Genomic DNA, 26,088 nt, shown 5'->3' with positions numbered 1-26,088 from the left:
ATCACTGCGCCGCCGTGGACGACAACGTCACCTGGCCGAACGTCATCCACACATGCGCCGTGTCGGACGCCTGCGCGCGATACGTGCCGCTGGCTTCGCCCAGGCGCATCGCCACCGCGGCGAACTCCCAGGCCTGCGCGTCGTCGCAGGCGACCTTGCGCGTGGAGTAGGCCGACAGGCCATGCGCGCGCCCGAAGGCCTGGGCGAGCTGGGCGTGCTCGGACAGTTCGGCCGGCACGGACGGATGGTCCCAGCCCCACAGGAAACTGCCGTCTTCGCTGTTGGACGTGCCGATGATCTGCACCGGCGCCGTGGCCACGATGCCGCCCGGAAGCTGGAAGACGATCAGGCCGCTGTCCATGTCCACGGACCATTGCTCGGCGTCGTCCAGATGCCACGTGGCGCAGTGCGCGGTGGTGGCGGCCTGCATGCCTTCCATGCTCTGGGCGATGAAGGCTTGGACGTCGAAGGGCTGGGAAGTGTCGGACATGCTGCGTGGTTCCATGAGTGGGGAAGGGTCAGGATGATAGGCCAGTTTGGGTCTCGGGTCGCGCTTGCCTCGGATCATCGCCCTTGTGCCGCCCTCAGAAGTCGTAAAGCCGCGCGGCGTTCTCCACCATGATCGCCTGCTTTTCAGTCTCGCTCACCCACGCGCAGAAGGCCGAGAGTTGCTCGCCATCGTCGATGGGATGCAGCGGTTCGCTGCGATCACGCGTGCGCGCCACGCCGGGCCAGGCCCCAGAATGGGGCCAGTCTGTGCCCCACAGCATGCGGTCAAGCCGCGTATCGATCAGGGCACGTGCAATCTCGCGCGCCTCGATGGGCGGGCGGCCATCCTGCCAGACCGTAAGGCGATACGGCGCGGAGAGCTTCACGTACACATTGCCCGTCGCCACGATCTCCAGCAGCTCATCAAAGCCGGGCTGGCCCGTGCCGGCCACGGCGCTCGCCAGTGCGAAATGATCGACCACGACGGGCACCGGGCAATCGCGCAGCGCGGGAGCGAGCGCGGTCACGACCGGCAGCGTGGTGTAGATCTGCACGTGCCAACCCAGGTCGGCCACCTGCTCGGCGGTGCGCGCCAGCGCATCGCGCGCGATGGCCGGATCCTGCTGGCCAAACGACTGCAGGTTGACGCGGGCGCCTCTGACGCCCGCCGCATGCAGCGCACGCAGGCCGTCGCGCGAGATATCCGGGGCCAGTACCGCGACCCCGCGCGACGCATGGCCCGCGGCGTTCAGCGTGGCGAGGGCATCGGTCATGCAGCGGTTGTCGGTGCCTTGCGGGCTGGCCTGCACGACCACCGCCCGGTCCACGCCGAGCGCGGCGTGCAGCGCCAGCAGATCATCGGTCGAGGCGAGCCCCGGCATGAACACGCGGTTTTCGGCAAGCGGATAGCGGTCGAACGGACCGAAGATGTGCACATGGCAATCGCAGGCGCCTGGCGGAATCGTGCCGGTGACAGGGCCGTGACGGATGCCCAGCACGGTGCGCGGATCGTCGGAGGAAGAGGCGGGCTGCGTACGGCGCATGGGAGGCTCGGGATGATGAGGGTGGGGAAGGGCGGGCAAGTGGCCGCGTTCAGGGGTTCTGCTTGATGCCGGCGGTCTGGATCAGCCGCACCCATTTTTCGCGATCGGCCAGGTAGTAGCGGGTGAAGGCCGCCGGGCTGTCATCGGACAGCGCGTACCCTTGCGCCTCCAGCTTTTCGCGCACATCCGGCAGGCGCAGCACGCGACGCACTTCAGCGTTCAGCGCGTTGACGACGTCGGGCGGCGTGGCGGCGGGTGCAAGCAGGCCGAGCCAGGTCGCGACCTCGTAGTCCTTGAGGCCGGCCTCGGCCGTGGTGGGCAACTGCGGCGCGAAACTGACGCGCTCTTTGCTCGTCACGGCCAGAGCGCGCAGGCGCTGGTCCTTCATGTAAGGCAGGGCCGTCGAGGCGTTGGCGAACATGAACGGCAGGCGGCCCGCCAGCATTTCGGTGATGCAGGCCTGTTCGCCGGCAAACGGGATGCTGTGCAACTCGATGCCTGCCGTCTGGGCGAACAGCACGGCCGCCATATAGGGCGAGGTGCCGATGCCTCCCGAGCAGAAATCGATCTCGCCCGGCGCGGCCTTGGCCTGCGTGATGAGCTCCTGGACGGAATTGGCGCGCAGCTTCGGGCCGGCCAGCAGCACTTGGGGCGCGCTGCCCACCAGGGCCACGCCAGTGAAGTCCTTGAGAGGGTCGAACGTCGTCACGTTCTGCAGCGTGGGCGCGACAGCGACCGTCGTCTGGCTGGCGAGCAGCAAGGTGTTGCCATCGGGCCGCGCGCGGGCCACATAGGCGGCCGCGATCATCGAGGCGGCGCCGTTCTTGTTCTCGACCATTACGGCGCGCCCGCCCACCTGCATGTGCTGCGCCACGATGCGGGCCACGGTGTCAGGTGCGCCACCGGGCGGCGCACCGACGACGATCCGGATCGTGCCCCCGGCCGAGGTGTCGGACAGCGCGGGCGTTCCCCAAGCCAGCAACGCGCTGCCGAGCAGCGGGGCGAGCATTCTGGCCAGAAGTCTGCGCGCGTATACGCCAGGTTTCGTTCGCATCGGTGTCTCCTTGCGGTATTGCCGTGCGCCGCGTCGAAGCCGCGCCGGCTGTTGTGATGTGAGCGAGTGTCCGGCATGCAGGTTGATATGGTCAAATATATATGTTGAGTCATTTCATACATATATATGTATGAATAGCGAGGTTCGCAATGAATAAGCGCGAGATGGCGCTGTTTGAAGCCGTGGGGCGCACCGGATCCGTGACATTGGCGGCGGCCGCCACCGGGATGTCGCAGCCCGCGGCAAGCGCGATGCTGAAGTCGTTGGAAGACAAGCTGGGCTTCGCGCTGTTCAACCGCGAAAAGCGCCGGTTGGCGCTCACGGCCGATGCTCGCATGCTGCTGCCGGAGATCGTGCATGCGCTGGCTGCGATGGACAACGCCGAACGTGTGGCGGCCAGCATGCGGGGCGGGGCGCAGGCGCGGCTTGACGTGGGGGCGGTGGCGGCCGTGGGCGCCAGCATCCTGCCCGGTGCGATGGCCTGGCTGCAGGCCCGCGAGCCCGGCGTGCGCGTCAGCGTGCGTACCGACATGACGCTAGGCGTGGCGGGGCTGGCGGCCGATCAGCGCATTGATATCGGCATAGTGATCGGCTCGGCCGCGCTGCCGAACGTGGGCCAGCGCACGCTGGCGCGGCTGAGCCTGCAGGCTGTGATGCCGGCTGGCCACGCGCTGGCGCATCGCCAGCACCTTGCATTGACCGACCTGGTGGGCATCCCCTACATCTCGCTCAGTCGTCACTTGCAGGTGGGGGCGCTCACGGCGCGGCAGTTCGAAAAGGAGCGCTTGCCGTTTCTGCCCGTGATCGAGGTGAATCAGTACTCGGCCGCCTGCGCCTTTGCGGAACGTGGCCTGGGCGTGGCCATCCTCGATAGCATGAGCGGCCTGTATGCGCGTCGTCATGGGCTCAGTGTCGTGCCCGTCGATGTGGAAGGCGGTCTGGACCTCGACATCGTATGGCCGCTGAACCGCGGCCTGGGACGCGTAGCGCGGCAGCTCGAGGCGGGCCTGGTGCATGAACTGTCGCACGCCACCGAGTAGGCGGGCGTCAGCCTTCTTTGAGCGTCACTCGCCGCTGGCCTTTTCGGCTTCAATGAACCTCGACAACACGTAGACTTCCGTGTCGCGGCCGTAGTGCCGTTCCGCACCGATGCGAGTGAACCCAAGTTTTTCCAGCACACGCATGGAAGCCGTATTGCCCGGCCAGACCACGGCGAACAACGCCTGGATATCCAGCGTTCGCCATGCATAGCGGCAGAGCTGCGCGCCGGCTTGCGTTGCGCAGCCCAGGCCCCAGGCGTCCCGGGACAGGCGGTAGGCAAGCTGGGTCCGGCCCGTGTCCTCGAGCGGCGTCAGGCTGATCCAGCCGACTGCTTTGCCGTCTGCCTCGACGGCCCAGTGGCCAATGTCCGTGACCGGCTCATTCAGCCACGACAACAGTTCCCGCCGGCGCGCCTCATCCGCGGGCTTGACGCCGGTGCTGTAGCGCATGACCACGGGATCGGATTCCATGGCAAGCATCATGGGCACGTCGGCGATCTGCAGGCGGCGCAGGGTGACGCGCGGGGTGGGGGCGGACATGGGAGAAGGATACTCAGCGCAAGGGGCTTTGATCATACGCGCTCACCTGTTCCCAATTGCGCCAGGTAATTAGGCGTCATACGTCAGCGGCGCACCCGTCACGACTTCGTACAGGAAGCGATCCAGCCTTTCCGTCTGGCCGTCGGGCCGGTCGAAGTAGGGCGCTTTTTCCAGTTCGGCCAGGGTGGATTCCAGATACGCGTGGATCAGCGGGAAGCGCGGGCCGTGCTCGGCTTCGCCTTCCGCCATTTTCACGGCCAGCAGTTGGTTGACCTCGTTGCGCAGAGCGTCGTCGGTGATCATGACGTCGGCCAGGTCGGCAAAGCGCATGGGTGGCACGCCGCGCCCGCTGTCGATCCATTGCGCCGCCAGCACGGGGCGCAGCACGTACAGATACTTCTTCAAGCGCACGGTGTCGCCCTGCAGCGATTCGCGGAAGTTGCGCCCGGCCATGGCCACGTAGTGCCAGCGGCCCTTGGTGCTGGAAAAGTACGCGCTCCGAAAGTGCCGCAGCCACGCGCTGACGGCCTCGTCCTGGCAGTAGATGATGGGCGAGTCCAGCCATTCGAACAGGATGGGGTTGGAGCCCCGCAGGAGCTGCAGCGATTTGCGCAATTCCCAGCCCGACACGTCCAGTTCGTCGTCGATGGGCAGCTCGATCACGTCGCGCTGCGGCGCCACGCGCAAGTACCAGTCCAGCTTGTGCACGTACAGGAAGCGCACGTCGTAATCGCTGTCGGGCGACGCGAAACCCCAGCCGCGGCTGCCGGATTCGCAGGCCAGCAGGACGCGAACGTCGTGGCGGCGCTCGATGTCCTGCAGGGTCGACATGACGCGTTCGCGGACAGCGGGATCGATGGGATGGGCATGCAGGATGGAAGTCATCCGCGCATCCTATCACTGCCTCGCCGCGCGCTTCTGCTGCGGGTCAAAGCTGGCTCATGCCGCCGTCCGCAATGATTTCCGTGCCCACGATGAACGCGGATTCCGGGGCGGCCAGGTGCAGCACCGTCGCGGCGATCTCTTGCGGCGTGCCGAAGCGTCCCAGGGGGACTTGCGCGCGGATGCTGGCGGCGGTCTTTTCCAGCGCGGCGGCGTCCAGTCCCAGCTTGTCGTAGATGGGCGTGGCGACGGGCCCCGGGCTGACGACGTTGACGCGGATCCCGCGCGGCAGCAGTTCGGCCGACAGGGTCTTGGCCAGCGAGATCAGCGCGGCCTTGCTTGCGGCGTAGATGGACGACGCGGGCATGCCGATGCGGGCGTTGATGGAACCGTTCAGCACGATGGACGCGCCGGAGTTCAGCAATGGGTCCAGCGCCTGAAGCTGGAAGAACACGCCCTTGATGTTGGTGTCGAAGGTCTGGTCCCACAGGGCTTCGGTGGCGTCGGCCAGCGTGGCGAACTTGGCGACGCCCGCGTTCACGAAGACGGCGTCCAGGCGCACGCCGGCGGACTTCAACGCGCCGGCCAGAGCGGCGGCCGCGCCCGGGGCGCCGGCGACGTTCTGAATGGCCAGGGCGTTGGCGCCCAAGACGGCGCGGGTTTTTTCCAAGGCGGTGGCGTCGCGTCCGGTGATGACGACCCGGGCGCCTTCAGCAGCGAAAGCCTGGGCAGCGGCCAGGCCGATGCCGCTGGTGCCTCCGGTGACGAGGACGGTCTTGTTTTCGAAACGGTTCATGGTGATTCCTTTGGAAGGGGATGAGGTGTAGCCATGGTGCGCCTTGCCGTCCGCTTTGTCGTACGATCATTCGCACAAAGATGTTCGAAGGAATTGCACATGTTGAGCCCGAATGAACTGGCCCTGCTGGAAGCGATCCGCGACAGCGGCAGCCTGTCCCGGGCGGCGGCCAGGTTGGGCAAGGCGCCGTCGTCCGTGTCGCACGCCGCCCGGCAGCTTGAGGAACGCTTCGACGCGCTGCTGTTCGACCGCCGCCGCTACCGCTTGCAACTGACGCCGGCCGGACAACTGCTGGCCGACGAGGCCGGTCGGCTGATGCAGGACGTCAACCGGCTGACGCAGCGTGTGCAGCAGGTGGCCAGCGGCTGGGAAGACCGCCTGCACATCGTCAGCGACGAAATCCTGGAATTCGAACTGATGGCGCCCTTGATCCAGGCCTTCGACAAGCTGGACTCGGGCGTGGCCCTGCGGTTTACCCACGAGGTGCTGGGCGGCACGTGGGAGGCCCTGCGCGAAGGCCGGGCGGACCTGATCGTGGGCGCGACGAATGAGCCGCAGACCATGCCGAACCTGCAATGGGCGGAACTGGGCGCCATGGAATGGCTGTTCGCAGTATCCCCGAACCATCCGCTGGCCAAGATGAAGACACCCCTGCGACAGGACCAGATCCAGCAGCATCGCGCCGTGGTGGTGGCGGACACCGCGCGCGCCGCCGGCGCGCGGGGCTATGGCCGGGTGGGCGGCCAGGCCACGCTGGCGGTGCCCAGCATGCGGGCCAAGATCCTGGCGCAGCGCGATGGCCTGGGCGTCGGATGGGTGCCTCGATACCGCGCCGCGTCATTGCTGGCTCGCGGGGAACTCGTCGAAAAGGCCACGGAGACGCCGCGCGAGCCGAACCTGTTGTACCTGGCGTGGCGCGGAGACCACGAGGGGCGCGCGTTGCAGTGGTGGCTGGAACGACTGCGCCAACCCCAAATGGCGGCCGCGCTGATGCGAGGCGTCGACGGGTTCAGGTAGCGTTGGCCACCGGGCGTCGAGCACTGGCGGCGGCTTCAGCCGCCAGTGCGGCACTAACCGCTGGTCGCTGGGCGATCCGGTCCATGTAAGGCGGGATGGCCGGCCAGCGCTGCAGGTCAATGTCAAAAAAAACAGCCCAGCGCAACACGCTGTACAGATAGGCGTCCGCCACGCTGAAGCCCCCTTCAAGCAGGTGGGATCGAGCGCGCAGCGCGTCATTCACGTACCCCAGCCGCTTCTCGAGTCGCGTCTGCCACCAGTCCCGCGCCGCGTCGGGAAGCTGTCGGTTGAACAGCGGCCCGAAGCCGCCATGGATTTCCGTGCTGATGAAATTCAGCCATTCCTGCAGGCGGCTGCGCTGCCAGCTTCCGTTAGGCGGCGCCAACCCGGCCTCCGGCTTCAGATCGGCAAGGTACTGGACGATGGCAGGCCCTTCCGTCAGCACCTGACCGTCCTCGCATTCCAGCGCGGCGACATAACCCTTGGGATTGATCGCCAGGAAGTCGGCGCCGTCGGCGGTGCGCTTGGACTGGTTGTCAACCAGGACCAGAGTGAACGGCAGGCCAAGTTCGCGCAACACGATGTGCGGCGACAGGGAACAGGTGTCGGGGGCGTGGTACAGCTTCATGCATGGATCCTCGAAAGTGAGGGTTCCAGGATGGCGCTGCCGCAGCCATGCGTAAAATTACTTTTTCAGAAAAATGACATAAGCAGGGCTGATGCCATGATGAACCTGATGCACTGGCGGTTGGTGGTGGCCGTGATGGACGCCGGGAACATCACCCACGCAGCCTCGCGGGTCGGCATGACGCAATCCGGCGCCAGCCAGGCGATCGCCCAGCTTGAGGACACGCTGGGCGCGCCGCTGTTCACGCGTGAGCGGCGGCGGACGGTGCCGACCGCGTTGGGGTTGAAGGTGGCGGACGAGGCGCGCGTCATGCTCGACGCCTTGCAACGCATCCAGGTCCTGTCGCAAGAGACGGGGGGACTGACGCGGCAGACGTTGCGGCTGGCCAGCTTTCCCATGGTGTTCGCGACGGTGCTGCCGCCGGTGCTTCGGCGCTTCCGGCAATTGCATCCGGCCATCGATGTGATTCCCCTCGAAGCGAGCGACGACGAGGTCGAAGCGCTGCTGGCCGACGGCACCGTGGACGTCGGCGTCGTGCTGAATGCCGCGCCGGAGCGGCAGGCGTGTCCGCTGGGCGAGGACGAATGGATGGCGGTGTTGCCGTCGGCGCATCCTTTGGCGCGCGCGGGCGGCAGCGTGGCGCTTGCGGATCTGGTGGCGCAGTCTTTCATCCTTGCGACGGGCGGGTGCCGCGTCAACGCGGAAAGCCTGGCCCAGGATGCGGGACTGGTCCTGACAGATCTGCGAGCCAGCGTGCGCGATTGGGCGAGCGCATTCGCGCTGGTGCGGGAAGGACTGGGCGTGACGCTGGTGCCCGCGCTGACCCTGCCGGACAACCGGCAAGGCCTGCGCGTCGCAAGCCTTGCCGAGCCCCTGCACCGGTCGTTTGGCCTTGCCGCGTCGACTGCGGCGATCGATAGCGCGCCGGTCCAGGCGCTGTTTGCGATGCTGCGCAAGGACGGGGCCCATTCGTTGTAGTCTTATCCGCTTGCGGCAATGCCAGCCTGAAGCCGGCCCGACCGCACACAACAGTCCAAAGGACGGATCATGGAAGAGACAACACGGGAAACCCCGCTGGACTGGGCGTCGCTGGTCGACGACCTGAACCGGCTGCTGCGCCTGAAGACCACGGTCATCGGCATGAAGCTCTACGAGAACGAGGCCGACATGGCCGGCGTGAAAGGGCTGCGGCGGCCGACGGCCACGCATACGACAGATCAGATCGTGGGCATGGCGGCGCGGTTGGGCTGGACGGTGGGCATTACGGGCGACGACCTGGTGGGCGCGCAGTGCCGCGCCGTGATCGGGCTGGGGCCGCAGGACGAGGCCTGGAAGAGCGGCAAGGATTATGTGGGCGTGTGGCATGCCACCGAAGCGGACGCGCGGGCGCGGCAGGAGGCCCTGTCCTGTGTGCCGGCGGGCAAGTACCGCGCGATGGTGGTGTCGCCGCTGGCGTCCGGCCGCCTGGATCCGCCCGACATCTGCCTGGTGTACGCGACGCCCGGGCAGATGATCATCCTGATCAACGGCCTGCAATGGAAGAACTACCGGCGCTTCGACTGGAGCGTGGTGGGCGAGACGGCCTGTGCGGATTCCTGGGGCAGGGCGCTGGCCACGGGCGAACCCAGCCTGTCGTTGCCCTGTTTTGCAGAACGCCGCTATGGCGGCGTGCCGGATGAAGAAATGCTGATGGCGTTGCCGCCGCGCTACCTGCCCATCGCCATCGAGGGCATGAAGGCGCTGTCCGCCAACGGCTTGCGCTATCCCATTGCCCCCTATGGCATTCAGAATGACGTGCGCGCGGGCATGGGCGTGAGCTACGCGCAATCGCCCAAGGCTCAGGGTTGAGCCGTGTCGCGCAGGGCCGCGGCAAGCGCCCGCGCCGCCGGGCCCAGCGGTTGGTCGATGCGATGCGCCAGATAGGTTTCCGTGGCGATCTGGCTGTCTCGGCCCAGGCTGGCGACGGGCACGCGCAGCAGGCGGCCTTCGGCCAGGTCGCGCTCGACCTGCCAAAGCGGCAGCCGGCCCCAGCCCAGGCCCGCCAGAATCAGCGCGTGCTTGGTGTCCTGGCCGCTGACGCGGCAGGTCTGCGGCGACAGCACGGCGAAGTCGCGGCCTTCGGACAGGGGCGACGGATCGGATTGCACGATCTGCAGGTGGTCGGCCAGGTCCGGCTCCGCCAGCGCGCCGCTTGTTCGCGCCGCATCCGCCAAGGGATGCCCGGCGCCGACCACCGCCACCATCTGCACCGCGCCCAGCGCCTCTACGGCAATGCGCGGATGCCGGAAATGTTCGCCCGCCAGAATGCCCAGGGTGTGGGTGCCGGCCAGCAGCGCCTGGACCGGACCGCCCAGCGGCAGCGTCGACACGCGGATCGCGACGGAGGGATATGCGGCCCGCATCCGCTTCAACGCCGCGCCCGCGTGCGCGATCGGGAAGAGCGTGTCCACGGCCAGCGACAGTTCCAGTTCCACGCCTTCGCCCAAACCCTGCGCGCGGGCCCGCAACGCGTCGACGCGCAAGAGGATGTCGCGGGCGTTGGACAGCAGCGCCTGGCCTTGAGGCGTCATGACGGGACGGTGGCCGCTGCGGTCGAAGAGCGGCACGCCCAGTTGCGCCTCCATGTTGGCGATGGCGTGGCTGACGGCGGACTGCACGCGCGACAGGCGGCGCGCCGCCGCGCGGAAACTGCCGGTGTCCGCCACGGCGGCGAACACGCGAAGCTGGTCCAAAGTCAGGGCATCTATCATCGGGCGAGTGATCTATTTGTTCGATCAAGAGCTTCGAAAGATTATCACTTAGCAAGATCGCCGGCGGCGGGCATCATGCCGGGATTGCAGACAGGTCGAGGGCGGGATGGACAGGATTGACGAGTCGGGAGCCAGGGGCCCGGTGGCGGACACAAGCTGGGGCGCCGTGCTGGCGATCGTCGGCGCCGGCATCGTGGCGGCGCTGCAGGTGGGCAAGGTCATCATCGCGGCCCCCTTGCTGCGCAAGGACATGGGGCTGGATCTGGCGTCCATCGGCACGCTGACCGCCGTGTTTTCGGTGCTGGGCATGGTGGGCGGGATCGCGGCGGGCGGCGTGATCGCGCGGTTCGGCGCCCGGCGCATGCTGATGCTGGGATTGGCCGTGACGGCGCTGGGCACGGTGGCCGGCGTGCTCGCGCCGGGATACGGCGTACTGCTGGCGTCAAGGGTGATCGAGGGACTGGGCTTTCTGATGATCACGGTCGCCGGTCCCGCCGCGCTGCAGCGCATCGTCACGGGCAAAAGCCGCGATTTCGCCTTTGCGCTGTGGAGCTGCTATATGCCGGCGGGGATGGCGGTGGCCATGCTGGCCTCGCAGGCGTTTGCCGATTGGCACGCCTACTGGTGGTGCGCGGGCGTGGCGGCCGGCGTGTCGCTGGTCAGCGTGGCACTGCTGGCGCCTGCGTCGCCGCGCGGCGCGAGCCTGTCCTGGCGCGGCCTGCGGCAGGACACCGTCGATACGCTGGGGGCGGCCGGTCCCGTGCTGCTGGCCTTGTCCTTCACGCTCTACAGCCTGATGTTCTTCGCGCTGTTCACGTTCCTGCCCGTGCTGCTGACCGAACGGCTGGGACTGCCACTGGCCACGGCCGGGCTGTACAGCGCCATCGCCAGCGCGGCCAACGTCGTGGGCAATCTGGGCGCGGGCGTGCTGCTGGCGCGCGGCTGGAGGCGGTCCACGTTGATCGCGTGCGCCAGCGCCGCCATGGCCGCGATCGCGCTGCCGATCTTCGGTTCCGCGCTGCCGGCCATGGCGACCTTCCTGCTGTGCGTCCTGTTTTCGGCGGTGGGCGGGCTGATCCCGGCCACCTTGCTGGGCACCGCGCCGCTGGTGGCGCCGCGTCCGGCCCTGGCCGCCGCGTCGGTCGGGCTGGTGATGCAGGGCAGCAACCTGGGGCAGGTGATCGGACCCGTGGCGGTGGGCAGCGCCATCGACCGCTACGGCTGGGGATCGGCGTCTTTCATCGTTGCCGCGGCGGGCGTGGCGGGCCTGGTCATCGCGTGGCGTCTTGCGCGGGTCAGGGCGGCAAGTCTGTAGCGCGGTGGGGCGCAGGGGCGGTGGGGCGGCGCATCAGTCATCGGCATCGGTCATCGGCATCCGTCATCGGCATCAAGCGGCGCGGTCATCAAGCTGGCCTATCATGGAGCGGACGACACGTTGGAGAACTCATGCACACGCCCGCCCCACGCCTGGTCATCTTCGATTGCGACGGCGTTCTGATCGACAGCGAAGTCATCGCCGCCCGCGCCCAATCCAGCGCCTTGGCTGAACACGGCATCGCCATCACGCCCGAAGAGGCCGCATTCCGGTTCGCGGGGATTCCCGACGCGGACATGTGGCGCACGTTGCAGGCGGAAAACGCCTGCTCACTGCCCGACGAATTCGCGCGCCAATACGCCGACCGCCTGGAAACTACCTTCCGCACGGAACTGCGGGCGCTGCCTCATGTGCACGAGACCTTGAAGACATTACGCGAACGTGGTCTGGAGCTATGCGTCGCGTCCAGCAGCACGCCGCCCAAGCTGGAGGCCGCGCTGAAGCTGGTCGGGCTGTGGGAGGAATTCGCGCCCAACGTCTTCAGCACCGCGCAGGTGGCCAAGGGCAAACCGGCGCCCGACGTGTTCCTGTTTGCGGCGCGGCAGATGCGCGCGGCGGTGCTGGACTGCGTCGTGGTCGAGGACAGCGTCCCCGGCGTGCGCGCCGCCCGCGCCGCGCGCATGCGGGCCGTGGGCTTCGTGGGCGCTTCGCACAACGGCCCGGATCAACGTCAGCGGCTGCTGGACGAGGGGGCCTTTGAGGTCATCGACGATCTGGCCCGGCTGCCGGATGTCATCTGAATTCCTTCACTTCACACGCCTGCCGCAGCCGGCATGGCTTGTGGCTTGACCCGCACCGCCCGCAGCACGCCCACGACCAGGCACGCGATGCCGACCAGCGTCAGCGGTTCCGGCATCGTGCCGCGCAGGATGAAGGCATAGGCCAGCGCCGCCAGCGTTTCGAACACGATCAACTGGCCCGCCAGCGCGGTGGGCAGGCGTTGGCTGGCTTCGTTCCAGCACAGCGTTCCCAGCCAGGACGCGAACAGGCCGATGATGATCATCAGCCCCAGGAAGACCTCCGGCCGCGGGCCCAGCGGCATGTCGAACGGACTGCCGGTGGCGGCCAGGCCGATCCACACCAGTCCATAGCCAACTAGCGCCAGCGGCAGGGTGGCCACACCCTGGGCCGTGGCCCAGGTTCGCGGGCTGCGTCCGGGATGGTCGCGCAGCCAGTCGGCGTTGCGCAGCGGATACCAGGTCCAGCACGCCACGGCGCCCAGCGCCAGCAGCGCGCCGATGGCATAGCGCGACATGTCGGCGTCCGCCTCCTGGCGCAGCGCCTGCAATTCCACCTGGTTTACGCACCCAATGCCCAGCGCGATGAGCGCCAGCGACGGCGCCAACCGCTTCCACGGCAGCCTGCCGTCGCGCTTCGCATTGCGCAGGTTGGCGCAGACGGCGATCACCACGGGCAGGGTGCCGATGATCATCGTCGGCACCGGCCCGCCCGCGCGCTGGATGGCGCTGGCCAGGCACAGGTAATACAGCAGGTTGCCGATGGCGGCCAGCTTCAGGGCGTCGATCCAGTCGGCGCGGGTCAAGAGGCGCAAATTGCGGCGATCCAGCCAGGCCAGCGGCAGCGCGATCAGTCCGAACGCCAGGTAGCGCGCCACCGATTGCAGCGCCGCTGGATACTCAGGCAGCAGCAGGGGCCCCACGAACACCAGCCCCCACATCAGGCCGGCGGCCAGGGCGTAAAGAGTTCCAGCCCACATACATTGCTCCAGATGGCGAATGACGGCAGTCTACCCAGGGAGCGCGGGGCGGATCTTGTACCAGATTGCGGTGCCCGGGCCGGCCAGGCTAGCCGCGTACCTGCTTCTGGTAGCGCGCCGGCGTCACCCCATACCGTCGCGAAAACGCGCGCGTCAGATGGGCCTGGTCCGTCAGCCCCGCAGCCAGCGCCACCTGGGCGGGAGCCTGTCCGGCGGCAAGCAGCCGCTTGGCCTCGAACAGCCGCAGCGCCATCAGCATCTGCTGCGGCGTGGCATGGTAATGGGCCTGGAAACTGCGCAGGAAGTGAAACGGACTCAAACCAGCTACCGCGGCCAGCTCGTCCAGGGTCAGCCGTCGCGACAGATTGGCCCGCAGGTAGTCGATGACGGGCGCAAAGCGCGGCGCGCCTTCAAGCGCCACGGGGCGCTCCACGCGGGCATGACGGCGGAACTCGCCCAGCAAGGAGTACAGAGCGCTGTCAAAAGCCAGCGGTTCCGGCGCATTCCACAGCGCGTCCAGCAGCGCCGTGACACGATGCGCGGTCGCGTCATCGTGGCCGACGGCGGCCCCGAACCACCAGCCCCGCTCGCCGGTCACGCGCGCGGCAACGTCCGGATCGATATACGCCATCCGATAACGCCAGCCGCCTTCCGTCTCCGCTCGACCGGTGTGCAGCTCATCGGGATTCATCAGCACCAGCGACCCGGGCGGCGCCAAGTGGTCGGCGCCCCGGTAGCGAAAGCGCTCCACGCCGGATTCGATGGCGCCCAACCCGAAGGCTTCATGGGTGTGGGGCTCGAATGCGTGCCGGATGATGTGGGCCCGGTACAGCTCCACGCCGGGCTGATGCGCCACACGCCGGAACTGCGCCCGGTCATCGGGATGATCGAACGCCTCCGGCACGCCGGTGATGGCGGGCGGGGTGGGGGAGTTCGAGGCGGGGTGGGGGTGGGGCATGCTTGGGATTTAAGCATGGCGGGTGGGGCGATGTACTTCGCCGCGGTGTCAGACACCCGCGTTGATAAGGAAAATCCCTTTGCGGCGCAGCAAGCCTGCGATAGCGCGGCGGCTCTCAACCGAGCGCAGACCTTCGTGGCCGTTCGCTTCCGACCGGCCGGAAGCCGTCAATTGCCGACGGCTTGTGCTTCGCTGCTGCCGTCAGCAACGTAAGCAATTTGCCTGGAGACGGAGAACCCTTGAGACGTGATGAATGCGCGGACGGCGTCGCATTCCCACCTCCAACGAACTCCAACACTCACCAATCACCCACCGCAGTCACTCCTCATTGCCACCATTTCCCTTGCCCTCGCCATCAAAAACTCCCGCTCCCGCCCATTACGCGTCATGCCCGCCGCGCGTTCGAATTCCTTCTGGGCTTCCGCCTTGCGGCCCAATTTAGCCAAGAGATCCGCGCGCACGCTCGGCAGCCAGTGGTAATTCGCCAGCGCAGGCTCCGCCGCCAGCTGGTCGGCCAGATCCAGCCCGGCCTGCGGGCCGAATGCCATGCCGACGGCGACGGCGCGGTTCAGTTCCACCACTGGCGACGGCAATGCCTGCGCCAGCGCGTCGTACAGCGTGACGATGCGGCGCCAGTCGGTGGCGTCGGGCGTATTCGCCCGGGCATGGCAGGCGGCCAGCTCGGCTTGCAGTACATAAGGGCCCGAAGCGCCTTCCAGCGCGTGCGCGCGGTCCAGCGCCGCCAGTCCCCGCCGGATCAGCAGGGGATCCCAGCGGCGGCGGTCCTGGTCCATCAGCAGGACCGGCCGTCCCTGCGCATCCGTGCGCGCATGCAGGCGCGAGGCCTGGAGTTCCATCAAGGCGACGAGGCCATGCGCTTCGGCTTCCGTCGGCGTCAGTTCGGCCAGAATGCGGCCCAGGCGCAGCGCTTCGTCGCACAGCGCCGGTCGCATCCAGTCATCGCCCGACGTCGCGGAGTAGCCCTCGTTGAAGATCAGGTAGATGACTTCCAGCACCGACGCCAGCCGCGGGGGGCGGTCGGCGGCCGAGGGCACCTCGAACGGAACCTTCGCGGCCGACAGGCTGCGCTTGGCGCGCACGATGCGCTGCGCGATGGTGGATTCCGACGCCAGGAAGGCACGCGCGATTTCGGCCGTGGTCAGCCCGCCCAGAAGCCGCAGCGTCAGGGCCACGCGCGCCTCGGTGGACAGCAGCGGATGGCAGGCGGTGAACACCAGCCGCAGCAGATCGTCGCCGATGTCGTCCTGGCGCGCCGCATCCAGCGCGTCGACGAAATCGGGCTCGACGTCGGCTTGCAGGGCCTCCAGTTCGTGTCCGATCTGATCGTGTTTGCGGGTATGCAGGGCATCCAGCCGCAGGCGGTCTCGCGCGCGATTCTTCGCGGTTGTCATGAGCCATGCTCCGGGATTGTCCGGGACGCCCGTGTCCGGCCAGCGCTCCAGCGCGGCGACGAGGGCGTCCTGCGCCAGCTCTTCGGCCAGGCCGACGTCGCGCACCAGGCGCGCAACGCCCGCGATGACGCTGGCGGCTTCCATCCGCCAGACCGCCTCGATGGCGCGATGCGTGGCCGCCTGTGTCATGCGTTCGGCGTTTGGCCTGGTTCCATGTAGGCCAGTTCCCAGATGTGGCCGTCCAGGTCTTCGAAGCCATGGCCGTACATGAAGCCGTGGTCCTGCGGCGGGCGCGGCGTCGAACCGCCCGCCGCCACGGCGCGCGCGACCAGGTCGTCGACCTCGGCGCGGCTTTCGCAGGACAGGCAGACCAGGACTTCCGTGGTCTGGGTGGCGTCGGCAATCGGTTTGCCGGTAAAGCCTTTGAAGAAGTCCTTCACCAGCAGCATGACGTAGAGGTTCTCGCCGACGACCATGCAGGCGCCCTGGTCGTTGGTGAAGTCGGGATTGAACGTGTAGCCGAGCTTCTTGAAGAATGCCTGGGACTTCTGCATGTCGGCGATGGGGAGATTGACGAAGATCTGTTTGTGCATGGCGTGTCTCGATGTGGTTGTGACGATAGGCCGGTGCTTATTGATTCGGCGTGGGCATCTGGCGGAAGCGTTCGACTTCCTTGCTGGGTTCGAAGTCGTCCAGTTCGAACACCTGGCGCACCTCGACTTCGCAGGCCTGGCCGGGGAAGGGCGTCGGAAAGCGCATCGCCCATTGCATGGCCTCTTCGCGCGAGCGCACCTGGATCATGGTGTAGCCGGCGATCAGTTCCTTGGTGTCGGCGAACGGCCCGTCGATAAGCTTGCGCTCGCCGACGGCATCGTAGCGGACGCGCCAGCCCTTGGACGTGGGATGCAGGCCGTTGGCGTCCAGCAGCACGCCGGCCTTGACCAAGGCTTCGTGGTAAGTCGCCATCGAGGCAAGCAGGCTGTCGTCCGGCATCTTGCCGGCTTCGCTGTCGGGCGTGGCCCGCACGATGATCATGAATCGCATCTGGAGGTCTCCTGGATCGGAAATCAAGGCCCGGGTGGGGCTTGTACAGGTACGACGAACGGCGATGCCCGGAATCGACAAGCGATTGACGGCACTAGGGTTTATACCGAGTCGAGCGCGTCGGCATCCCTATCGCCTTGTTACGAAGGGCCAACCCCGGTTGCAGGCCCATCCCATACACTCGCGGCGACCTCAACCTTTGAAGCAACGATATGAAAGTCCTGTGTAGCCTTGCCCTGATCGCGTCTTTGCTGTCCGGCTGTGCCGTGTATACGCCACAAGGGTCTGTCGTCGTCGACCCGCACGATGGCGGCGGACGTGGCGGTTTCTGTCCGCCGGGTCAGGCCAAGAAAGGCAACTGCTAAGGGGGGGCGGCCGGCCCGTGCGGCTTCGCCGGGCCGGCGTCGTCCTACATGAAGCAGGGGCCAAGCTCGCGGACCTCGACCGTCGCCCATTGGGCCGCCGGGCATTCGGCCGCCAGGGCCAACGCCTCTTCGCGCGACTCGCAGGTCAACAGAAAGAAACCGCCGATCATTTCCTTGGCCTCGGCATAGGGGCCGTCCACCAGTTGACGTTCCCCGTCGCGGATGCGCAGACGCACGCCTTCGGCATCGGATTTCAGGGATTCGGCCCGGGCAAGCAATCCGCGCGACTGCAAGGACTCGGCGTAGCGCGTCATCTGCGCGTAGGCCTCGCGTCCCTCTTCGGGAGTGCGCTGGGCGCGCTGGCCCACCGGTTCTACGATAAACAGCAGGTAAGACATGGGGACTCCCAGTGCGGACTTCAGACGCCGCGAAGGGCGGGGTCCGCTAGGTTAACGCCGATCCCGGCGCCCGCGCCATGCCCCGCGGACGCCGCGCGGCTTCAGTCTTCCTGGAAGATCGATTCGATCGATGTTCCGAACAGGCGGGCGATGGCGAAGGCCAGCGGAAGGCTCGGATCGTAACGGCCCGTTTCGATGGCGTTGACCGTCTGGCGCGACACGTCCAATTGTTCGGCCAGCGCCGCCTGGCTCCAGCCGCGTTCGGCGCGCAATTCCCGGATGCAGTTTTTCATCGATGGCGCAGGGTGTCGACGATGGTCGTGCACGCCCAGACCGCGCCCATCAACGGCCAGACCACGAACATGCTGAGCTTGGGAAAGCCCGCGATTTCCAGGAAGCCGTACGTAAATGTCACGCCCGCGGTGACCGCCGCGGCGATGGCCAGATGTTCAAGCGTGGTCTTGCGGATGAATTCGTCGGAACCGCGGATGGCGCGCACGACGGCGCGCAGCGCCAGCAGGAACGCCAGCATGGGACTGAGCAGGACGACGGTGCGCAGGGCGCCAGGCTGCAAATCCAGGCTCAGTCGCAGCGCGCCCGCAAGCAGAATGGCGTAGAGCGCCATGGCGACGCCCAGTTCCTTGAAATAGCGGCGCTTGGCCTGGTTTTGATTCATATCGATGCCCGTGTGTGTAAAGCGTCCTTGACATTCTGGCGGCTGCGTCGGCGAGTGTCAAGCATCCTTTACATCAGCAGCGAAGAGACGCCAATAAAAAACCGGCTTGCGCCGGTTTTCGAGGAGAGACTTTACGGTTCAGGACTTGGCGGGAGCGGCAGCCTGGACACCCTTTGCAGCGGGAGCGGCGGCCTGCGCAGCCTTCTGCGGCGCGATGTCCATGATCAGTTCCACGCGGCGATTGGCGGCGCGGCCGGCCGGCGTGTCGTTGGACTCGATGGGACGCGTTTCCGCGTAGCCCACGGCGCGCAGCCGCTGCGGCGCCACGCCGTCGCGCACCAGTTCGCGCAGCACGCTGGTGGCGCGGCTGCTGGACAGCTCCCAGTTCGACGCGAACTGCTTGGTCAGGATCGGCACGGGGTCGCTGTGACCTTCCACGGACACCTGGTATTCGTTCTTGTTGAGGATGCCGGCCAGACGCTTGATGACGTCTAGGCCCTCGGTGCTGAGCGTGGCCTGGCCCGAGGCGAACAGCAGTTCGTTGCTGATCCGGAAACTCACGGATTGTTCGTTGATGATCACGTCCACCGATTTGCCCAGATCGGCCAGCCCCAGCGATTCCTTGGACGGCGCGGTCAGCGGCTTGGCGGCTTCGGCCACCACCACCTCGTCGGTGGCCGCTTCGGATGCGGCCGGCGCGGCGGCAACCGTCGCGGGCGCTTCGGCCCAGCTGGCGGGGATCGGGGTGGCGTCGAACTCGGAATACTCGCCGTCGTACTTCGGCAGGCCGCTGGTGGCCAGCGTGCCCACCAGCTCCACGGGCTCATCGGACTTGGCGTAACCGCCGCCATGCAGCCGGGCAACGGCCAGCATGACGACCAGCATGGCCAGCAGCAGGGTGATGAGGTCCAGGTAGCTCAGCAGCCAGTTTTCGGAATCCTGCTCGACGGCTTCTTCGACGTGCCAGCGCGCGTAGCGGTCCTGGCGGTCGCTTTCGCTAGGCCGCCAGCCGCTGTTGGCGGCGGCTTTCTGCTTGCGCAGTTGCGCCTGGCGGGCCTGCTCGATCCGCTGCGCCAGGGAAGGGGAAATCAGGCTCATTGACGCGCGGCGGCCGGACGGGCGATGGAGACGGGCGCGCCGGCAGTCGAGCCTGCCGGTGCGGCGGCGGCCGGCTTCACCTGGCCTTCCGTCTTGGTCTTGGGCTTGGCGGCGGCGCCGCCGTCATAGATCTCGTCTTCGACGTGCATGACGAAGGAATTCAGGGTCTCGCGCACCATGGCGGGGCCACGCTTTTCGCACATCATCGAGATGCCTTGCAGCACCATGTTCATCGATTCCACGCGACGCGCGGTGCGGCGTTCCAGCTTCAGCGCGATGGGCTTGCAGATCAGGTTGGCCAGCAGGATGCCGTAGAAGGTGGTCATCAGGCCGATGGCCAGCTGTTGGCCGATGGTCTGCATGCTGCCGTCGCCCAGCACGGACATCAGGTTGATCAGGCCGACCAGCGTGCCCAGCATCCCGAAGGCGGGCGCGAACGTGGCCATGACGCGGAACATCTGGGCCTCGGCTTGCTCGCGGGCGCGCAGGCGCGCCACGCGCCACTTCAGCAGTTCGATGATCTGCTCTTCCGGCGTGTTGTCGATGATGAGCTGCACGCCCGTGCGCAGGAACGGGTTCGAGACCTTCTTGAGCTCGTGCTCGACCTTGTGGACGTCGGCGTTCATCCAGAGCTGCGCCATCGACACCAGCTCTTCGATGTCGCGTTGCTGGTCGTGCTGGTCGTTGCGGAATACCGTGCGCACCAGCTTGAAGACGCGCACCACTTCCTGCAGCGGGTAGGCGATGAACAGCGCGGCGCAGGTGCCGCCCAGCACGATGGCCAGGCCCGGCAGGTTGAAGTACAGGCTGGCGTCGTTGGCGGACAGCGCCACGACGATGATGAGGGTAAGCAGGCCGACAACGGCGCCGATGACGGTAGACGGATTCATGGATCTTGCCCGATAACAGGGGCATCCCGTGCGCGGAATGCCGGATTTTCGGGAATTCTAGCCAGCCGGAGCCATGGTCAATTGGCCGGAAAGCGGGGCGAAAAGGGCCGTAAGCTTGCGCTTAATCCGGCTGTCAGCGCGATGCGCGGGGCAAACAATGAGGGACGCACTTGCACCTAAGTGGCCGGTCGACGGGCCAGCCATTCCTCGCGCGTTATCTCCCACACTTCGCTCATGTGGCGGCCGCTGACGTAACCGCGTTCCTCGGTGGCGATCATGCGCATGCCGCTGCGCTCCGAGATCCTGCGGGATGCCGTGTTGGCTGCGGCTTTCGGCGCCCGCAGAACGGGTTTGTCCAGCACCCCGAACCAGTACGCCGTGACAGCTGCGCTGGCTTCGGTCATGTAGCCCCGGCCCTGGCAGGCCGGGTCCAGCCAGAAACCGCGGTTGTTGCCGGGCTCGTCGTCCATCAGGCTGATCATGCCGATCAGGCGTTCCGGTTCCGCCAGCGTGCGGATCGACCAGTGCCATTGCCTGCCGCGGCGCACGGCGGGCAGGGCGATGTGTTCGACATAATCCCGCGCGCCATTCGGGGGATACGGCCACGGCACCCGGTCGGCCAGATAGCGCACGACTTCCCATTGGGCGAAGAGGCGCTGGATGGCGTCCGCGTCGTCCAGGCGCAAGGGGCGGAGGATCAGGCGCGCGGTGGTCAGTTCGGGAGGCGGCAGGGCGTCGGGCATGTCGGATGTGGCCAGGGCCGGGGTGATGGACCGGATATGTATATCATGGGCGGATTCAGGCGGTCCGCGGCAGAACGGCGGTGGCCGCGGCATTGGAGAGAACATGAACAATCCCAACGAAAACGTCAGCATGGCGCTTTTCTGCGACTTCGAGAACGTGGCGCTGGGTGTGCGCGACACCAAGTACCAGAAGTTCGACATCCGGCCCGTACTGGAGCGGCTGCTGCTCAAGGGCAGCATCGTCGTGAAGAAGGCCTATTGCGATTGGGAACGCTACAAGGAATTCAAGGCGCCGATGCACGAGGCCAATTTCGAACTGATCGAAATTCCCCACGTGCGCCTGTCCGGCAAGAACTCGGCGGACATCCGCCTGGTCGTCGACGCGCTGGACTTCTGCTACACCAAGTCCCACGTCAACACCTTCGTCATCATCAGCGGCGATTCGGATTTTTCGCCCCTTGTGTCCAAGCTTCGCGAGAACAACAAGAAGGTCATCGGCGTGGGCGTCAAGCAATCCACGTCGGACCTGCTGATCGCCAACTGCGACGAATTCATTTTCTATGACGACCTGGCGCGCGAAGGCCAGCGCAGCGCCGACGCGCGGCGCGACAATCGCGGCGGCGCGGCGGCCCAGCGCCGCTCGCCCGACGAAGAACGCCGCCGCAAGGAAGAGCTGGAGGCGCGCAAGACCCAGGCCGTGGAGATGGTGGTCGAGACCTTCGAGGCGCTGATGGCCGAACGTGGCGACAGCGGCAAGATCTGGGCTTCCGCCCTGAAGGATGCCCTGAAGCGGCGCAAGCCCGACTTCAACGAGTCCTACTATGGCTTCCGCGCGTTCGGCAATCTGCTGGAAGAGGCGCAGTCGCGCGGCTTCATGGATGTGGGGCGCGAGGAAAAGTCCGGCACTTACGTCTACCGCGACAGCACGGACGATGCGCCCGCCGCGCGCGGCGACGTGGCCCAAGCGGCCTCCGCACGCCAGCCGGCGGCCGAGGCAGCGGAAACGCAGTCTGGCGCGGCGCGGGAAGGTAGCGGTCGTGGCACGCGCAAGTCCCGCGGCGGCCGCAAGACGTCGGGCCGGGGCGCCGGGCAGCACGCCGACGGTTCCATGCGGGACGACAACGGGCCTTCTTCGGACGCCGCCGCAGAGGGCGCATCGGACACGGTTGTCGCAGCGCCTTCCGACCGGGCAGCGCAGCCGGAGGCCTGGAAACCCGTCGACGCGCCCCAGCAAACCGACGCGCCGAAGCAACCGGAAGTCCCGGCGCCGGCGGGCGGACGCGAGCAGGCGGCTGCTGCCGCCGCGCCGGCGGTTGCCAAGCCGGCGGCCGTTTCCAAGCCGGTCCCGCCGCCGCCGCAATCGGCCCTGGTTTCGGGACCTCCGCCGAAGGTGAACGTTGCCGAATGGACGTTCGTCGTCCCGCCGGCGGAACGTGCCAACGACCGGCCGGCCAAGCCTTCCGATCCTTTCGCCGGCGCCGCCGCGCCCTCCCAACCCGCCGAACCGGCGCCGGCGGCGCCCGGCCCGAAACGCGGGCGCGCCGCGAGCAAGACGGCCGCGGCCAAGCCGGCGGAAGGCGGATCAGGGAAGTCGCCCCGCGCCGCGTCGGGTCGGTCCGCCGCGAAGACGGCCGTGCCCGAGCCTGCCGCGGCGCCGGCCGACGCCGAGACGCCCGCCAAGCCGGCGCGCAAGACCGCCCGCAAGACGGCTGCGCGCAAGCCGAAGCCGGCCGCTGACGAATCCTGAATGGTTGAGGGCGCTCTGCGCTCTCGTCCCTCTGACACCATGCAATTCGTTCTGGTCAGTTCATGCCTCCTGGGCAACCCCGTGCGCTATGACGGGCGCGCCGTGCCCCGGGGCGACGCCGTGCTGTCTCGCTGGCTGGAGGAAGGCCGCGTCGTCGCGGTCTGTCCGGAGATGGCGGGCGGCCTGCCCGTGCCCCGGCCGCCCGCCGAGATCGAGCCGGGCAGGGTCGCCGATGCCGTGCTGGCGGGCCTGGCCCGCGTCATGGCGGTGACGGGGGACGACGTCACGGCTCCCTTCGTGCGCGGCGCCCGCGAGGCGCTTGCCACGGCGCGGGAACGCGGCATCCGCGTGGCCGTATTGAAAGAGGGCAGCCCGTCCTGTGGCGGCAACTACGTCTACGACGGCCATTTTGCGGGCCAGCGGCTGCCCGGCGCGGGCGTGACCGCGCAGCTCCTGCGCAGCGCCGGCCTGCAGGTCTTCAGCGAGCATCAATGGGCAGAGGCCCGCGCATGCCTGGACGCGTTGGACGCGGACGATGCGCGCTGACGTGGCTACCTGGCTGATCTTGCTGGGTGCGGCCGGATGCGCGGCGCTCGCCTGGAAGGCCGTGGCCCGCACCGGCCGCGTCCGATGGCTGGCGCGCGTGGCGGCCATCGGGTGCCTGGCGCTGTCGGGATTCTTCTTCTATGCCTGGTACGCGCAGTACCTGCGCTGGGACTTCAACGAGCTCGGCCGCTATTACGATCCGGTCGACCAGGTGGTGTATACGGACGCCGGATTCGTCTGGGTGCTGCCGGCGGGTGCGCTGCTGGCTGCAGGCCTGCTGTGCGCCTGGCGCGGCTGGCGGCGCTGATCGGTCCGCCGGGCCGCCGCGCCGGAAGGCTATTCGCTGCGGATGTTTGCCTGCTTCACGATCCTGCCGTTGTCCTCGTATTCCTTTTGCACCTGCGCCGTGAACTGCTCCACCGTGGCGGGCGACATGATGTTCAGCGCGTCGGTCAGCGGCTTGCTGATGTCGGGCATTGCAGCCACTTTGTTGATCAGGGCGTTCATGCGCGCGCGGAACGCCGGGCTGGTGCTGGCGGGCGCAAAAAAGCCGAAGGTGGACGTCATGTTCGCCATGGGATAACCCAGTTCGGCCAGCGTCGGGGCGTCGGGCCGGCCGGGCAGACGGGCCGGTGAGCCCACCGCCAGCAGCTTCAGCTTGCCTTCGTCGATCAGCGCGTTGACCGGCCCCGACGCATTGACCAGCATCAGGGTGAACTGGCCGCCCAGCGCGTCCGGCACCATCTGCGCCATGCCCTTGTACGGCACGTGCGTGATGCGCACGGCGGCCTGCCCGTTGATCTGTTCCAGCATCAGGTGGCCCAGCGACCCCACGCCGGCCGTCGCCAGCGACAGGCCGCCCGGATCGGCCTTGGCCTGATCCAGCATGTCTTTGAAGGTCTTGCCCGTGAACTTCGGTCCGCCCACCAGATACACCGGCGAATACATGACCGACGCCATCGGCGCCAGGTCTTTCAGCGGGTCGTAGAGCGTCTTCATGACATGGGGCGACAGGGTGACCGGGCTGACGGCGGTGAAGCCCAAGGTGTTTTCATCGTGAGCGCGGGCAACGGTGTTCATGCCGATCATGCCGCCGGCGCCGCCCCGGTTTTCCACGACAACCGGCCGCCCCAGTTCCACCGCCAGCTTCTGCGCGAACGCGCGCGCCGTGTTGTCGACGATGCCGCCCGCCCCGTAAGGCACGACGATGGTCATGGCCTGCGCCTTGGCGTCGGTCTGGGCCGGGACGGCCGTGGAAAATGCGCATGCCGCGCCCAGTGCGCAGACGCTTGCGATCCGCTTGAAATACAACATGACTTCCCCTGTATGCGCGGCACGTTGGCCGGTGTCGTTCGCGGCGGCCAAATGCGCCGCGCCGGCAAGCAGTGTGTGCAGGCCGGCGCGGATGGACAACCGGGTATACCCGGATCGGGCGTCAGTGGGCGCGGTAGCCGCGGCTGGTCATGCAGGAATCCAGCGACCGGTTATAGCTGTCCACCATGACCTGGGTGGTCCACTGCGAGATGGTGGCGGGGTCGTAGCCGCTCTGGTTCATGGCCCAGCGCTGGCAATCATAGGTGGCGTTTGCCTGGGCGGAATCGACGCGAGGCGCGGGTTCGTACTGCACGGGCGCGTACTGCGGCGCGGGTGCGGAATAAGCAACGGGGGCCTCGTACACAGGGGGCGCTTCATAGACTGGCGCGCTGTAGACGGAGGCGCCATACACGGGCGCTGCGTACAGGGGCGGGCTGGTGTAACCCACGCCGGACGAATAGACGCCGGTCTGCACATACGAAGGGCCGGAGTTCGCCGCCAGCAGCAGCCCGACCGTGGCCAGCGCGAAAGCGCCACCGATCCACCATCCATCCGAACTGCTGGAACCACCACCGTGATGGTGGTGATAGCCGCCTCCGTGCCCGCCGCCCCAATACCCGCCACGCCCGCCCGCCACCGCCGGCGCGCCGGCAACCGCCAGCGCCAATGCCGCAATGGCCAACCGGCCTGTAAACCGCTTCATGATCTTGCTCCTGAGTCGTTCCAGAGGCGGCACAGCGCCAATCCCCGGAGCGATGGCCTTACTTTACTGCTCCGACCCTCCAAGTGCTTGTCTCAACGGATACGGGGATTTCAAGTGATTTCAGTCCTGTGACAGCCGGTCTGGCCCGGACGGGAGCCTTCGCGGCAAGTTTCCATACCGTGGCAAAAACGCGCGGAAACGGTGGCAAAAAGCCGGGATGCGGAGTAATTTCTCGCGATGGTTACAGCACTACCTTCTTCGGCATCGCAAGACGCGCGTCTTACCAAAGGCGAACGCACGCGGTTACAGCTATTGGAGGTCGCCGCAGCGGAGTTCGCCGAACGCGGTTTCCAGCACACGCGCATCAGCGACATCGTCGCCCGGGCCGGCGTCACCCAGCCCGTCTTCTACCAGTACTTCGCCAGCAAGCAGGCCGCGTATGACGAACTGGTCGGCATGTTCGCCCAGCGCCTGCGCCTGGCCATCACGCAGGCGCGGCTGCCGGGCGACCTGAAAGGGGCTGAACTCGCGGCCCGTATCCGGCAAGGGGTAGGCCGCCTGCTGGCCATCCTGCAGGAAGATCCCAACCTGACGCGCATCGGGTTCTACCAGGCCGACGAGGCGCAAGCCCTGAAGGACGAACTGGTTGCGATGATCGCCGACAACGTCCGCGCGGAGCAGCAGGCCGGGCTGTTCCGACCCGCGCTCAGCGCGGATTGGATCGCCGAGTCGCTCATGGGCATCATCGAACGCTTCACGCGCCAGACACCGGACGCCGCCAGGCAGCAGGCATTGGCGGAGTTCATAACAGACCTGATGCTGGACGGGATGCGGAAGCGACAAGGCCCCTGACGGGGCCTTTT

The 26,088-nt window shown here is 67.4% G+C and carries 31 protein-coding genes; 10 read left to right on the top strand and 21 right to left on the bottom strand.

Annotation, left to right across the window (positions count from 1 at the left end; genetic code table 11):
* Position 1: 1 nt before the first annotated feature.
* The 3 genes from RT614_RS09925 to RT614_RS09915 form a co-directional block, all read right to left on the bottom strand.
* Positions 2 to 490 carry a DUF6882 domain-containing protein gene (locus RT614_RS09925; RefSeq protein WP_313621936.1) on the bottom strand — a complete coding sequence of 163 codons (489 nt, stop codon included), beginning with the start codon at positions 488 to 490 and terminating at the stop codon, positions 2 to 4.
* Positions 491 to 584: 94 nt separating this feature from the next.
* Complete coding sequence (locus RT614_RS09920) at positions 585 to 1,532, bottom strand: amidohydrolase family protein (RefSeq protein ID WP_313621935.1); 948 nt, start codon at positions 1,530 to 1,532, stop codon at positions 585 to 587.
* A gap of 49 nt (positions 1,533 to 1,581) precedes the next feature.
* Positions 1,582 to 2,586, bottom strand: a complete 1,005-nt coding sequence (locus RT614_RS09915; RefSeq protein WP_313621934.1) for a tripartite tricarboxylate transporter substrate-binding protein — start codon at positions 2,584 to 2,586, stop codon at positions 1,582 to 1,584.
* A gap of 149 nt (positions 2,587 to 2,735) precedes the next feature.
* On the opposite strand from RT614_RS09915, the gene RT614_RS09910 reads away from it, so the two are divergent.
* On the top strand, positions 2,736 to 3,626 hold the full coding sequence (locus tag RT614_RS09910) for a LysR family transcriptional regulator (RefSeq protein WP_313621933.1): 891 nt from the start codon (positions 2,736 to 2,738) through the stop codon (positions 3,624 to 3,626).
* Between the two features lie 24 nt (positions 3,627 to 3,650).
* Here the strand turns inward: RT614_RS09910 and RT614_RS09905 are convergent, their stop codons facing one another.
* The 3 genes from RT614_RS09905 to RT614_RS09895 all read right to left on the bottom strand — a co-directional run bounded on the left by RT614_RS09905 (position 3,651) and on the right by RT614_RS09895 (position 5,844).
* The gene (locus tag RT614_RS09905; protein WP_313621932.1) at positions 3,651 to 4,166 is read right to left on the bottom strand and encodes a GNAT family N-acetyltransferase; all 516 of its coding nucleotides are present in this window, start codon (positions 4,164 to 4,166) and stop codon (positions 3,651 to 3,653) included.
* 69 nt (positions 4,167 to 4,235) lie between these two features.
* A complete protein-coding gene (locus RT614_RS09900; RefSeq protein WP_313621931.1) occupies positions 4,236 to 5,051 on the bottom strand; it encodes a nucleotidyltransferase domain-containing protein in 816 nt (271 codons plus the stop codon).
* Positions 5,052 to 5,094: 43 nt separating this feature from the next.
* On the bottom strand, positions 5,095 to 5,844 hold the full coding sequence (locus RT614_RS09895) for an SDR family oxidoreductase (RefSeq protein ID WP_313621930.1): 750 nt from the start codon (positions 5,842 to 5,844) through the stop codon (positions 5,095 to 5,097).
* Positions 5,845 to 5,943: 99 nt separating this feature from the next.
* Here RT614_RS09895 and RT614_RS09890 point away from each other — a divergent pair, with 99 nt between their 5' ends.
* A complete protein-coding gene (locus RT614_RS09890; RefSeq protein ID WP_313621929.1) occupies positions 5,944 to 6,861 on the top strand; it encodes a LysR substrate-binding domain-containing protein in 918 nt (305 codons plus the stop codon).
* On the opposite strand, the gene gstA is transcribed toward RT614_RS09890, so the two are convergent.
* Entirely contained in the window at positions 6,854 to 7,489 is a 636-nt protein-coding gene (gene gstA / locus RT614_RS09885) for a glutathione transferase GstA (protein ID WP_313621928.1), read from the bottom strand. The genes RT614_RS09890 and gstA overlap by 8 nt on opposite strands.
* A gap of 96 nt (positions 7,490 to 7,585) precedes the next feature.
* On the opposite strand from gstA, the gene RT614_RS09880 reads away from it, so the two are divergent.
* A complete protein-coding gene (locus tag RT614_RS09880) occupies positions 7,586 to 8,467 on the top strand; it encodes a LysR family transcriptional regulator (RefSeq protein ID WP_313621927.1) in 882 nt (293 codons plus the stop codon).
* A gap of 69 nt (positions 8,468 to 8,536) precedes the next feature.
* Positions 8,537 to 9,337: a DUF169 domain-containing protein gene (locus RT614_RS09875; protein WP_313621926.1), complete on the top strand. Its 801-nt coding sequence runs from the start codon at positions 8,537 to 8,539 to the stop codon at positions 9,335 to 9,337.
* Here RT614_RS09875 and RT614_RS09870 read toward each other — a convergent pair.
* Positions 9,328 to 10,239 carry a LysR family transcriptional regulator gene (locus RT614_RS09870; RefSeq protein WP_313621925.1) on the bottom strand — a complete coding sequence of 304 codons (912 nt, stop codon included), beginning with the start codon at positions 10,237 to 10,239 and terminating at the stop codon, positions 9,328 to 9,330. The genes RT614_RS09875 and RT614_RS09870 overlap by 10 nt on opposite strands.
* A gap of 106 nt (positions 10,240 to 10,345) precedes the next feature.
* Here RT614_RS09870 and RT614_RS09865 point away from each other — a divergent pair, with 106 nt between their 5' ends.
* On the top strand, positions 10,346 to 11,554 hold the full coding sequence (locus tag RT614_RS09865; protein ID WP_313621924.1) for an MFS transporter: 1,209 nt from the start codon (positions 10,346 to 10,348) through the stop codon (positions 11,552 to 11,554).
* A 131-nt stretch (positions 11,555 to 11,685) separates the two neighbouring features.
* Positions 11,686 to 12,354, top strand: coding sequence for an HAD family phosphatase (locus RT614_RS09860; protein ID WP_313621923.1), 669 nt, complete (start codon positions 11,686 to 11,688; stop codon positions 12,352 to 12,354).
* 11 nt (positions 12,355 to 12,365) lie between these two features.
* Here the strand turns inward: RT614_RS09860 and RT614_RS09855 are convergent, their stop codons facing one another.
* The 11 genes from RT614_RS09855 to RT614_RS09805 form a co-directional block, all read right to left on the bottom strand.
* Positions 12,366 to 13,331: a DMT family transporter gene (locus RT614_RS09855; RefSeq protein ID WP_313621922.1), complete on the bottom strand. Its 966-nt coding sequence runs from the start codon at positions 13,329 to 13,331 to the stop codon at positions 12,366 to 12,368.
* 88 nt (positions 13,332 to 13,419) lie between these two features.
* Positions 13,420 to 14,289, bottom strand: a complete 870-nt coding sequence (locus tag RT614_RS09850; RefSeq protein ID WP_313621921.1) for an AraC family transcriptional regulator — start codon at positions 14,287 to 14,289, stop codon at positions 13,420 to 13,422.
* 305 nt (positions 14,290 to 14,594) lie between these two features.
* Positions 14,595 to 15,890: an RNA polymerase sigma factor gene (locus RT614_RS09845; RefSeq protein ID WP_313621920.1), complete on the bottom strand. Its 1,296-nt coding sequence runs from the start codon at positions 15,888 to 15,890 to the stop codon at positions 14,595 to 14,597.
* Positions 15,887 to 16,294 carry a VOC family protein gene (locus RT614_RS09840; RefSeq protein WP_313621919.1) on the bottom strand — a complete coding sequence of 136 codons (408 nt, stop codon included), beginning with the start codon at positions 16,292 to 16,294 and terminating at the stop codon, positions 15,887 to 15,889. The genes RT614_RS09845 and RT614_RS09840 overlap by 4 nt, the downstream gene beginning before the upstream one ends.
* A 37-nt stretch (positions 16,295 to 16,331) precedes the next feature.
* Positions 16,332 to 16,745, bottom strand: a complete 414-nt coding sequence (locus RT614_RS09835; RefSeq protein WP_313621918.1) for a YciI family protein — start codon at positions 16,743 to 16,745, stop codon at positions 16,332 to 16,334.
* Between the two features lie 409 nt (positions 16,746 to 17,154).
* Entirely contained in the window at positions 17,155 to 17,508 is a 354-nt protein-coding gene (locus tag RT614_RS09830; protein ID WP_313621917.1) for a YciI family protein, read from the bottom strand.
* A 101-nt stretch (positions 17,509 to 17,609) separates the two neighbouring features.
* Positions 17,610 to 17,801: a helix-turn-helix transcriptional regulator gene (locus RT614_RS09825; protein ID WP_313621916.1), complete on the bottom strand. Its 192-nt coding sequence runs from the start codon at positions 17,799 to 17,801 to the stop codon at positions 17,610 to 17,612.
* Positions 17,798 to 18,184 (bottom strand): hypothetical protein, encoded by a 387-nt coding sequence (locus RT614_RS09820; RefSeq protein WP_313621915.1) that lies wholly within the window; start codon positions 18,182 to 18,184, stop codon positions 17,798 to 17,800. The genes RT614_RS09825 and RT614_RS09820 overlap by 4 nt, the downstream gene beginning before the upstream one ends.
* Positions 18,185 to 18,322: 138 nt before the next feature.
* Entirely contained in the window at positions 18,323 to 19,282 is a 960-nt protein-coding gene (locus RT614_RS09815; protein ID WP_313621914.1) for a flagellar motor protein MotB, read from the bottom strand.
* Entirely contained in the window at positions 19,279 to 20,172 is an 894-nt protein-coding gene (locus tag RT614_RS09810; protein ID WP_313621913.1) for a motility protein A, read from the bottom strand. Before RT614_RS09810 ends, RT614_RS09815 begins: the two co-directional genes overlap by 4 nt.
* Positions 20,173 to 20,348: 176 nt before the next feature.
* Positions 20,349 to 20,915, bottom strand: a complete 567-nt coding sequence (locus tag RT614_RS09805; RefSeq protein WP_313621912.1) for a GNAT family N-acetyltransferase — start codon at positions 20,913 to 20,915, stop codon at positions 20,349 to 20,351.
* 103 nt (positions 20,916 to 21,018) lie between these two features.
* Between RT614_RS09805 and RT614_RS09800 the strand changes: the two genes are divergently transcribed.
* From RT614_RS09800 to RT614_RS09790, 3 genes are read left to right on the top strand one after another with little or no spacing between them, the layout of a single operon-like run.
* Positions 21,019 to 22,662, top strand: coding sequence for an NYN domain-containing protein (locus RT614_RS09800; protein ID WP_313621911.1), 1,644 nt, complete (start codon positions 21,019 to 21,021; stop codon positions 22,660 to 22,662).
* 39 nt (positions 22,663 to 22,701) lie between these two features.
* Positions 22,702 to 23,208 (top strand): DUF523 domain-containing protein, encoded by a 507-nt coding sequence (locus RT614_RS09795; RefSeq protein ID WP_313621910.1) that lies wholly within the window; start codon positions 22,702 to 22,704, stop codon positions 23,206 to 23,208.
* The gene (locus tag RT614_RS09790; RefSeq protein ID WP_313621909.1) at positions 23,198 to 23,515 is read left to right on the top strand and encodes a hypothetical protein; all 318 of its coding nucleotides are present in this window, start codon (positions 23,198 to 23,200) and stop codon (positions 23,513 to 23,515) included. The genes RT614_RS09795 and RT614_RS09790 overlap by 11 nt, the downstream gene beginning before the upstream one ends.
* Before the next feature lie 29 nt (positions 23,516 to 23,544).
* Here RT614_RS09790 and RT614_RS09785 read toward each other — a convergent pair whose 3' ends face one another.
* A complete protein-coding gene (locus RT614_RS09785) occupies positions 23,545 to 24,522 on the bottom strand; it encodes a tripartite tricarboxylate transporter substrate binding protein (RefSeq protein WP_313621908.1) in 978 nt (325 codons plus the stop codon).
* A gap of 121 nt (positions 24,523 to 24,643) precedes the next feature.
* A complete protein-coding gene (locus tag RT614_RS09780) occupies positions 24,644 to 25,225 on the bottom strand; it encodes a hypothetical protein (protein ID WP_313621907.1) in 582 nt (193 codons plus the stop codon).
* Between the two features lie 237 nt (positions 25,226 to 25,462).
* On the opposite strand from RT614_RS09780, the gene RT614_RS09775 reads away from it, so the two are divergent.
* Positions 25,463 to 26,077, top strand: coding sequence for a TetR family transcriptional regulator (locus tag RT614_RS09775; protein WP_313621906.1), 615 nt, complete (start codon positions 25,463 to 25,465; stop codon positions 26,075 to 26,077).
* Positions 26,078 to 26,088: the final 11 nt, after the last annotated feature.

It is taken from the genome of Achromobacter sp., from assembly GCF_032102605.1.
In the GTDB taxonomy this organism is placed as follows: domain Bacteria; phylum Pseudomonadota; class Gammaproteobacteria; order Burkholderiales; family Burkholderiaceae_B; genus Achromobacter.
The sequence above is the reverse complement of the archived record's forward strand: the minus strand, read 5'-3'. Positions and strand labels throughout refer to the sequence as shown.

Excerpts from the sequence above, each read along its gene's own strand:
- RT614_RS09925 (WP_313621936.1), bottom strand. The coding sequence starts at position 490 with ATGTCCGACACTTCCCAGCCCTTCGACGTCCAAGCCTTCATCGCCCAG.
- RT614_RS09920 (WP_313621935.1), bottom strand. The coding sequence starts at position 1,532 with ATGCGCCGTACGCAGCCCGCCTCTTCCTCCGACGATCCGCGCACCGTG.
- RT614_RS09915 (WP_313621934.1), bottom strand. The coding sequence starts at position 2,586 with ATGCGAACGAAACCTGGCGTATACGCGCGCAGACTTCTGGCCAGAATG.
- RT614_RS09910 (WP_313621933.1), top strand. The coding sequence starts at position 2,736 with ATGAATAAGCGCGAGATGGCGCTGTTTGAAGCCGTGGGGCGCACCGGA.
- RT614_RS09905 (WP_313621932.1), bottom strand. The coding sequence starts at position 4,166 with ATGTCCGCCCCCACCCCGCGCGTCACCCTGCGCCGCCTGCAGATCGCC.
- RT614_RS09900 (WP_313621931.1), bottom strand. The coding sequence starts at position 5,051 with ATGACTTCCATCCTGCATGCCCATCCCATCGATCCCGCTGTCCGCGAA.
- RT614_RS09895 (WP_313621930.1), bottom strand. The coding sequence starts at position 5,844 with ATGAACCGTTTCGAAAACAAGACCGTCCTCGTCACCGGAGGCACCAGC.
- RT614_RS09890 (WP_313621929.1), top strand. The coding sequence starts at position 5,944 with ATGTTGAGCCCGAATGAACTGGCCCTGCTGGAAGCGATCCGCGACAGC.
- gstA (WP_313621928.1), bottom strand. The coding sequence starts at position 7,489 with ATGAAGCTGTACCACGCCCCCGACACCTGTTCCCTGTCGCCGCACATC.
- RT614_RS09880 (WP_313621927.1), top strand. The coding sequence starts at position 7,586 with ATGATGAACCTGATGCACTGGCGGTTGGTGGTGGCCGTGATGGACGCC.
- RT614_RS09875 (WP_313621926.1), top strand. The coding sequence starts at position 8,537 with ATGGAAGAGACAACACGGGAAACCCCGCTGGACTGGGCGTCGCTGGTC.
- RT614_RS09870 (WP_313621925.1), bottom strand. The coding sequence starts at position 10,239 with ATGATAGATGCCCTGACTTTGGACCAGCTTCGCGTGTTCGCCGCCGTG.
- RT614_RS09865 (WP_313621924.1), top strand. The coding sequence starts at position 10,346 with ATGGACAGGATTGACGAGTCGGGAGCCAGGGGCCCGGTGGCGGACACA.
- RT614_RS09860 (WP_313621923.1), top strand. The coding sequence starts at position 11,686 with ATGCACACGCCCGCCCCACGCCTGGTCATCTTCGATTGCGACGGCGTT.
- RT614_RS09855 (WP_313621922.1), bottom strand. The coding sequence starts at position 13,331 with ATGTGGGCTGGAACTCTTTACGCCCTGGCCGCCGGCCTGATGTGGGGG.
- RT614_RS09850 (WP_313621921.1), bottom strand. The coding sequence starts at position 14,289 with ATGCCCCACCCCCACCCCGCCTCGAACTCCCCCACCCCGCCCGCCATC.
- RT614_RS09845 (WP_313621920.1), bottom strand. The coding sequence starts at position 15,890 with ATGACACAGGCGGCCACGCATCGCGCCATCGAGGCGGTCTGGCGGATG.
- RT614_RS09840 (WP_313621919.1), bottom strand. The coding sequence starts at position 16,294 with ATGCACAAACAGATCTTCGTCAATCTCCCCATCGCCGACATGCAGAAG.
- RT614_RS09835 (WP_313621918.1), bottom strand. The coding sequence starts at position 16,745 with ATGCGATTCATGATCATCGTGCGGGCCACGCCCGACAGCGAAGCCGGC.
- RT614_RS09830 (WP_313621917.1), bottom strand. The coding sequence starts at position 17,508 with ATGTCTTACCTGCTGTTTATCGTAGAACCGGTGGGCCAGCGCGCCCAG.
- RT614_RS09825 (WP_313621916.1), bottom strand. The coding sequence starts at position 17,801 with ATGAAAAACTGCATCCGGGAATTGCGCGCCGAACGCGGCTGGAGCCAG.
- RT614_RS09820 (WP_313621915.1), bottom strand. The coding sequence starts at position 18,184 with ATGAATCAAAACCAGGCCAAGCGCCGCTATTTCAAGGAACTGGGCGTC.
- RT614_RS09815 (WP_313621914.1), bottom strand. The coding sequence starts at position 19,282 with ATGAGCCTGATTTCCCCTTCCCTGGCGCAGCGGATCGAGCAGGCCCGC.
- RT614_RS09810 (WP_313621913.1), bottom strand. The coding sequence starts at position 20,172 with ATGAATCCGTCTACCGTCATCGGCGCCGTTGTCGGCCTGCTTACCCTC.
- RT614_RS09805 (WP_313621912.1), bottom strand. The coding sequence starts at position 20,915 with ATGCCCGACGCCCTGCCGCCTCCCGAACTGACCACCGCGCGCCTGATC.
- RT614_RS09800 (WP_313621911.1), top strand. The coding sequence starts at position 21,019 with ATGAACAATCCCAACGAAAACGTCAGCATGGCGCTTTTCTGCGACTTC.
- RT614_RS09795 (WP_313621910.1), top strand. The coding sequence starts at position 22,702 with ATGCAATTCGTTCTGGTCAGTTCATGCCTCCTGGGCAACCCCGTGCGC.
- RT614_RS09790 (WP_313621909.1), top strand. The coding sequence starts at position 23,198 with ATGCGCGCTGACGTGGCTACCTGGCTGATCTTGCTGGGTGCGGCCGGA.
- RT614_RS09785 (WP_313621908.1), bottom strand. The coding sequence starts at position 24,522 with ATGTTGTATTTCAAGCGGATCGCAAGCGTCTGCGCACTGGGCGCGGCA.
- RT614_RS09780 (WP_313621907.1), bottom strand. The coding sequence starts at position 25,225 with ATGAAGCGGTTTACAGGCCGGTTGGCCATTGCGGCATTGGCGCTGGCG.
- RT614_RS09775 (WP_313621906.1), top strand. The coding sequence starts at position 25,463 with ATGGTTACAGCACTACCTTCTTCGGCATCGCAAGACGCGCGTCTTACC.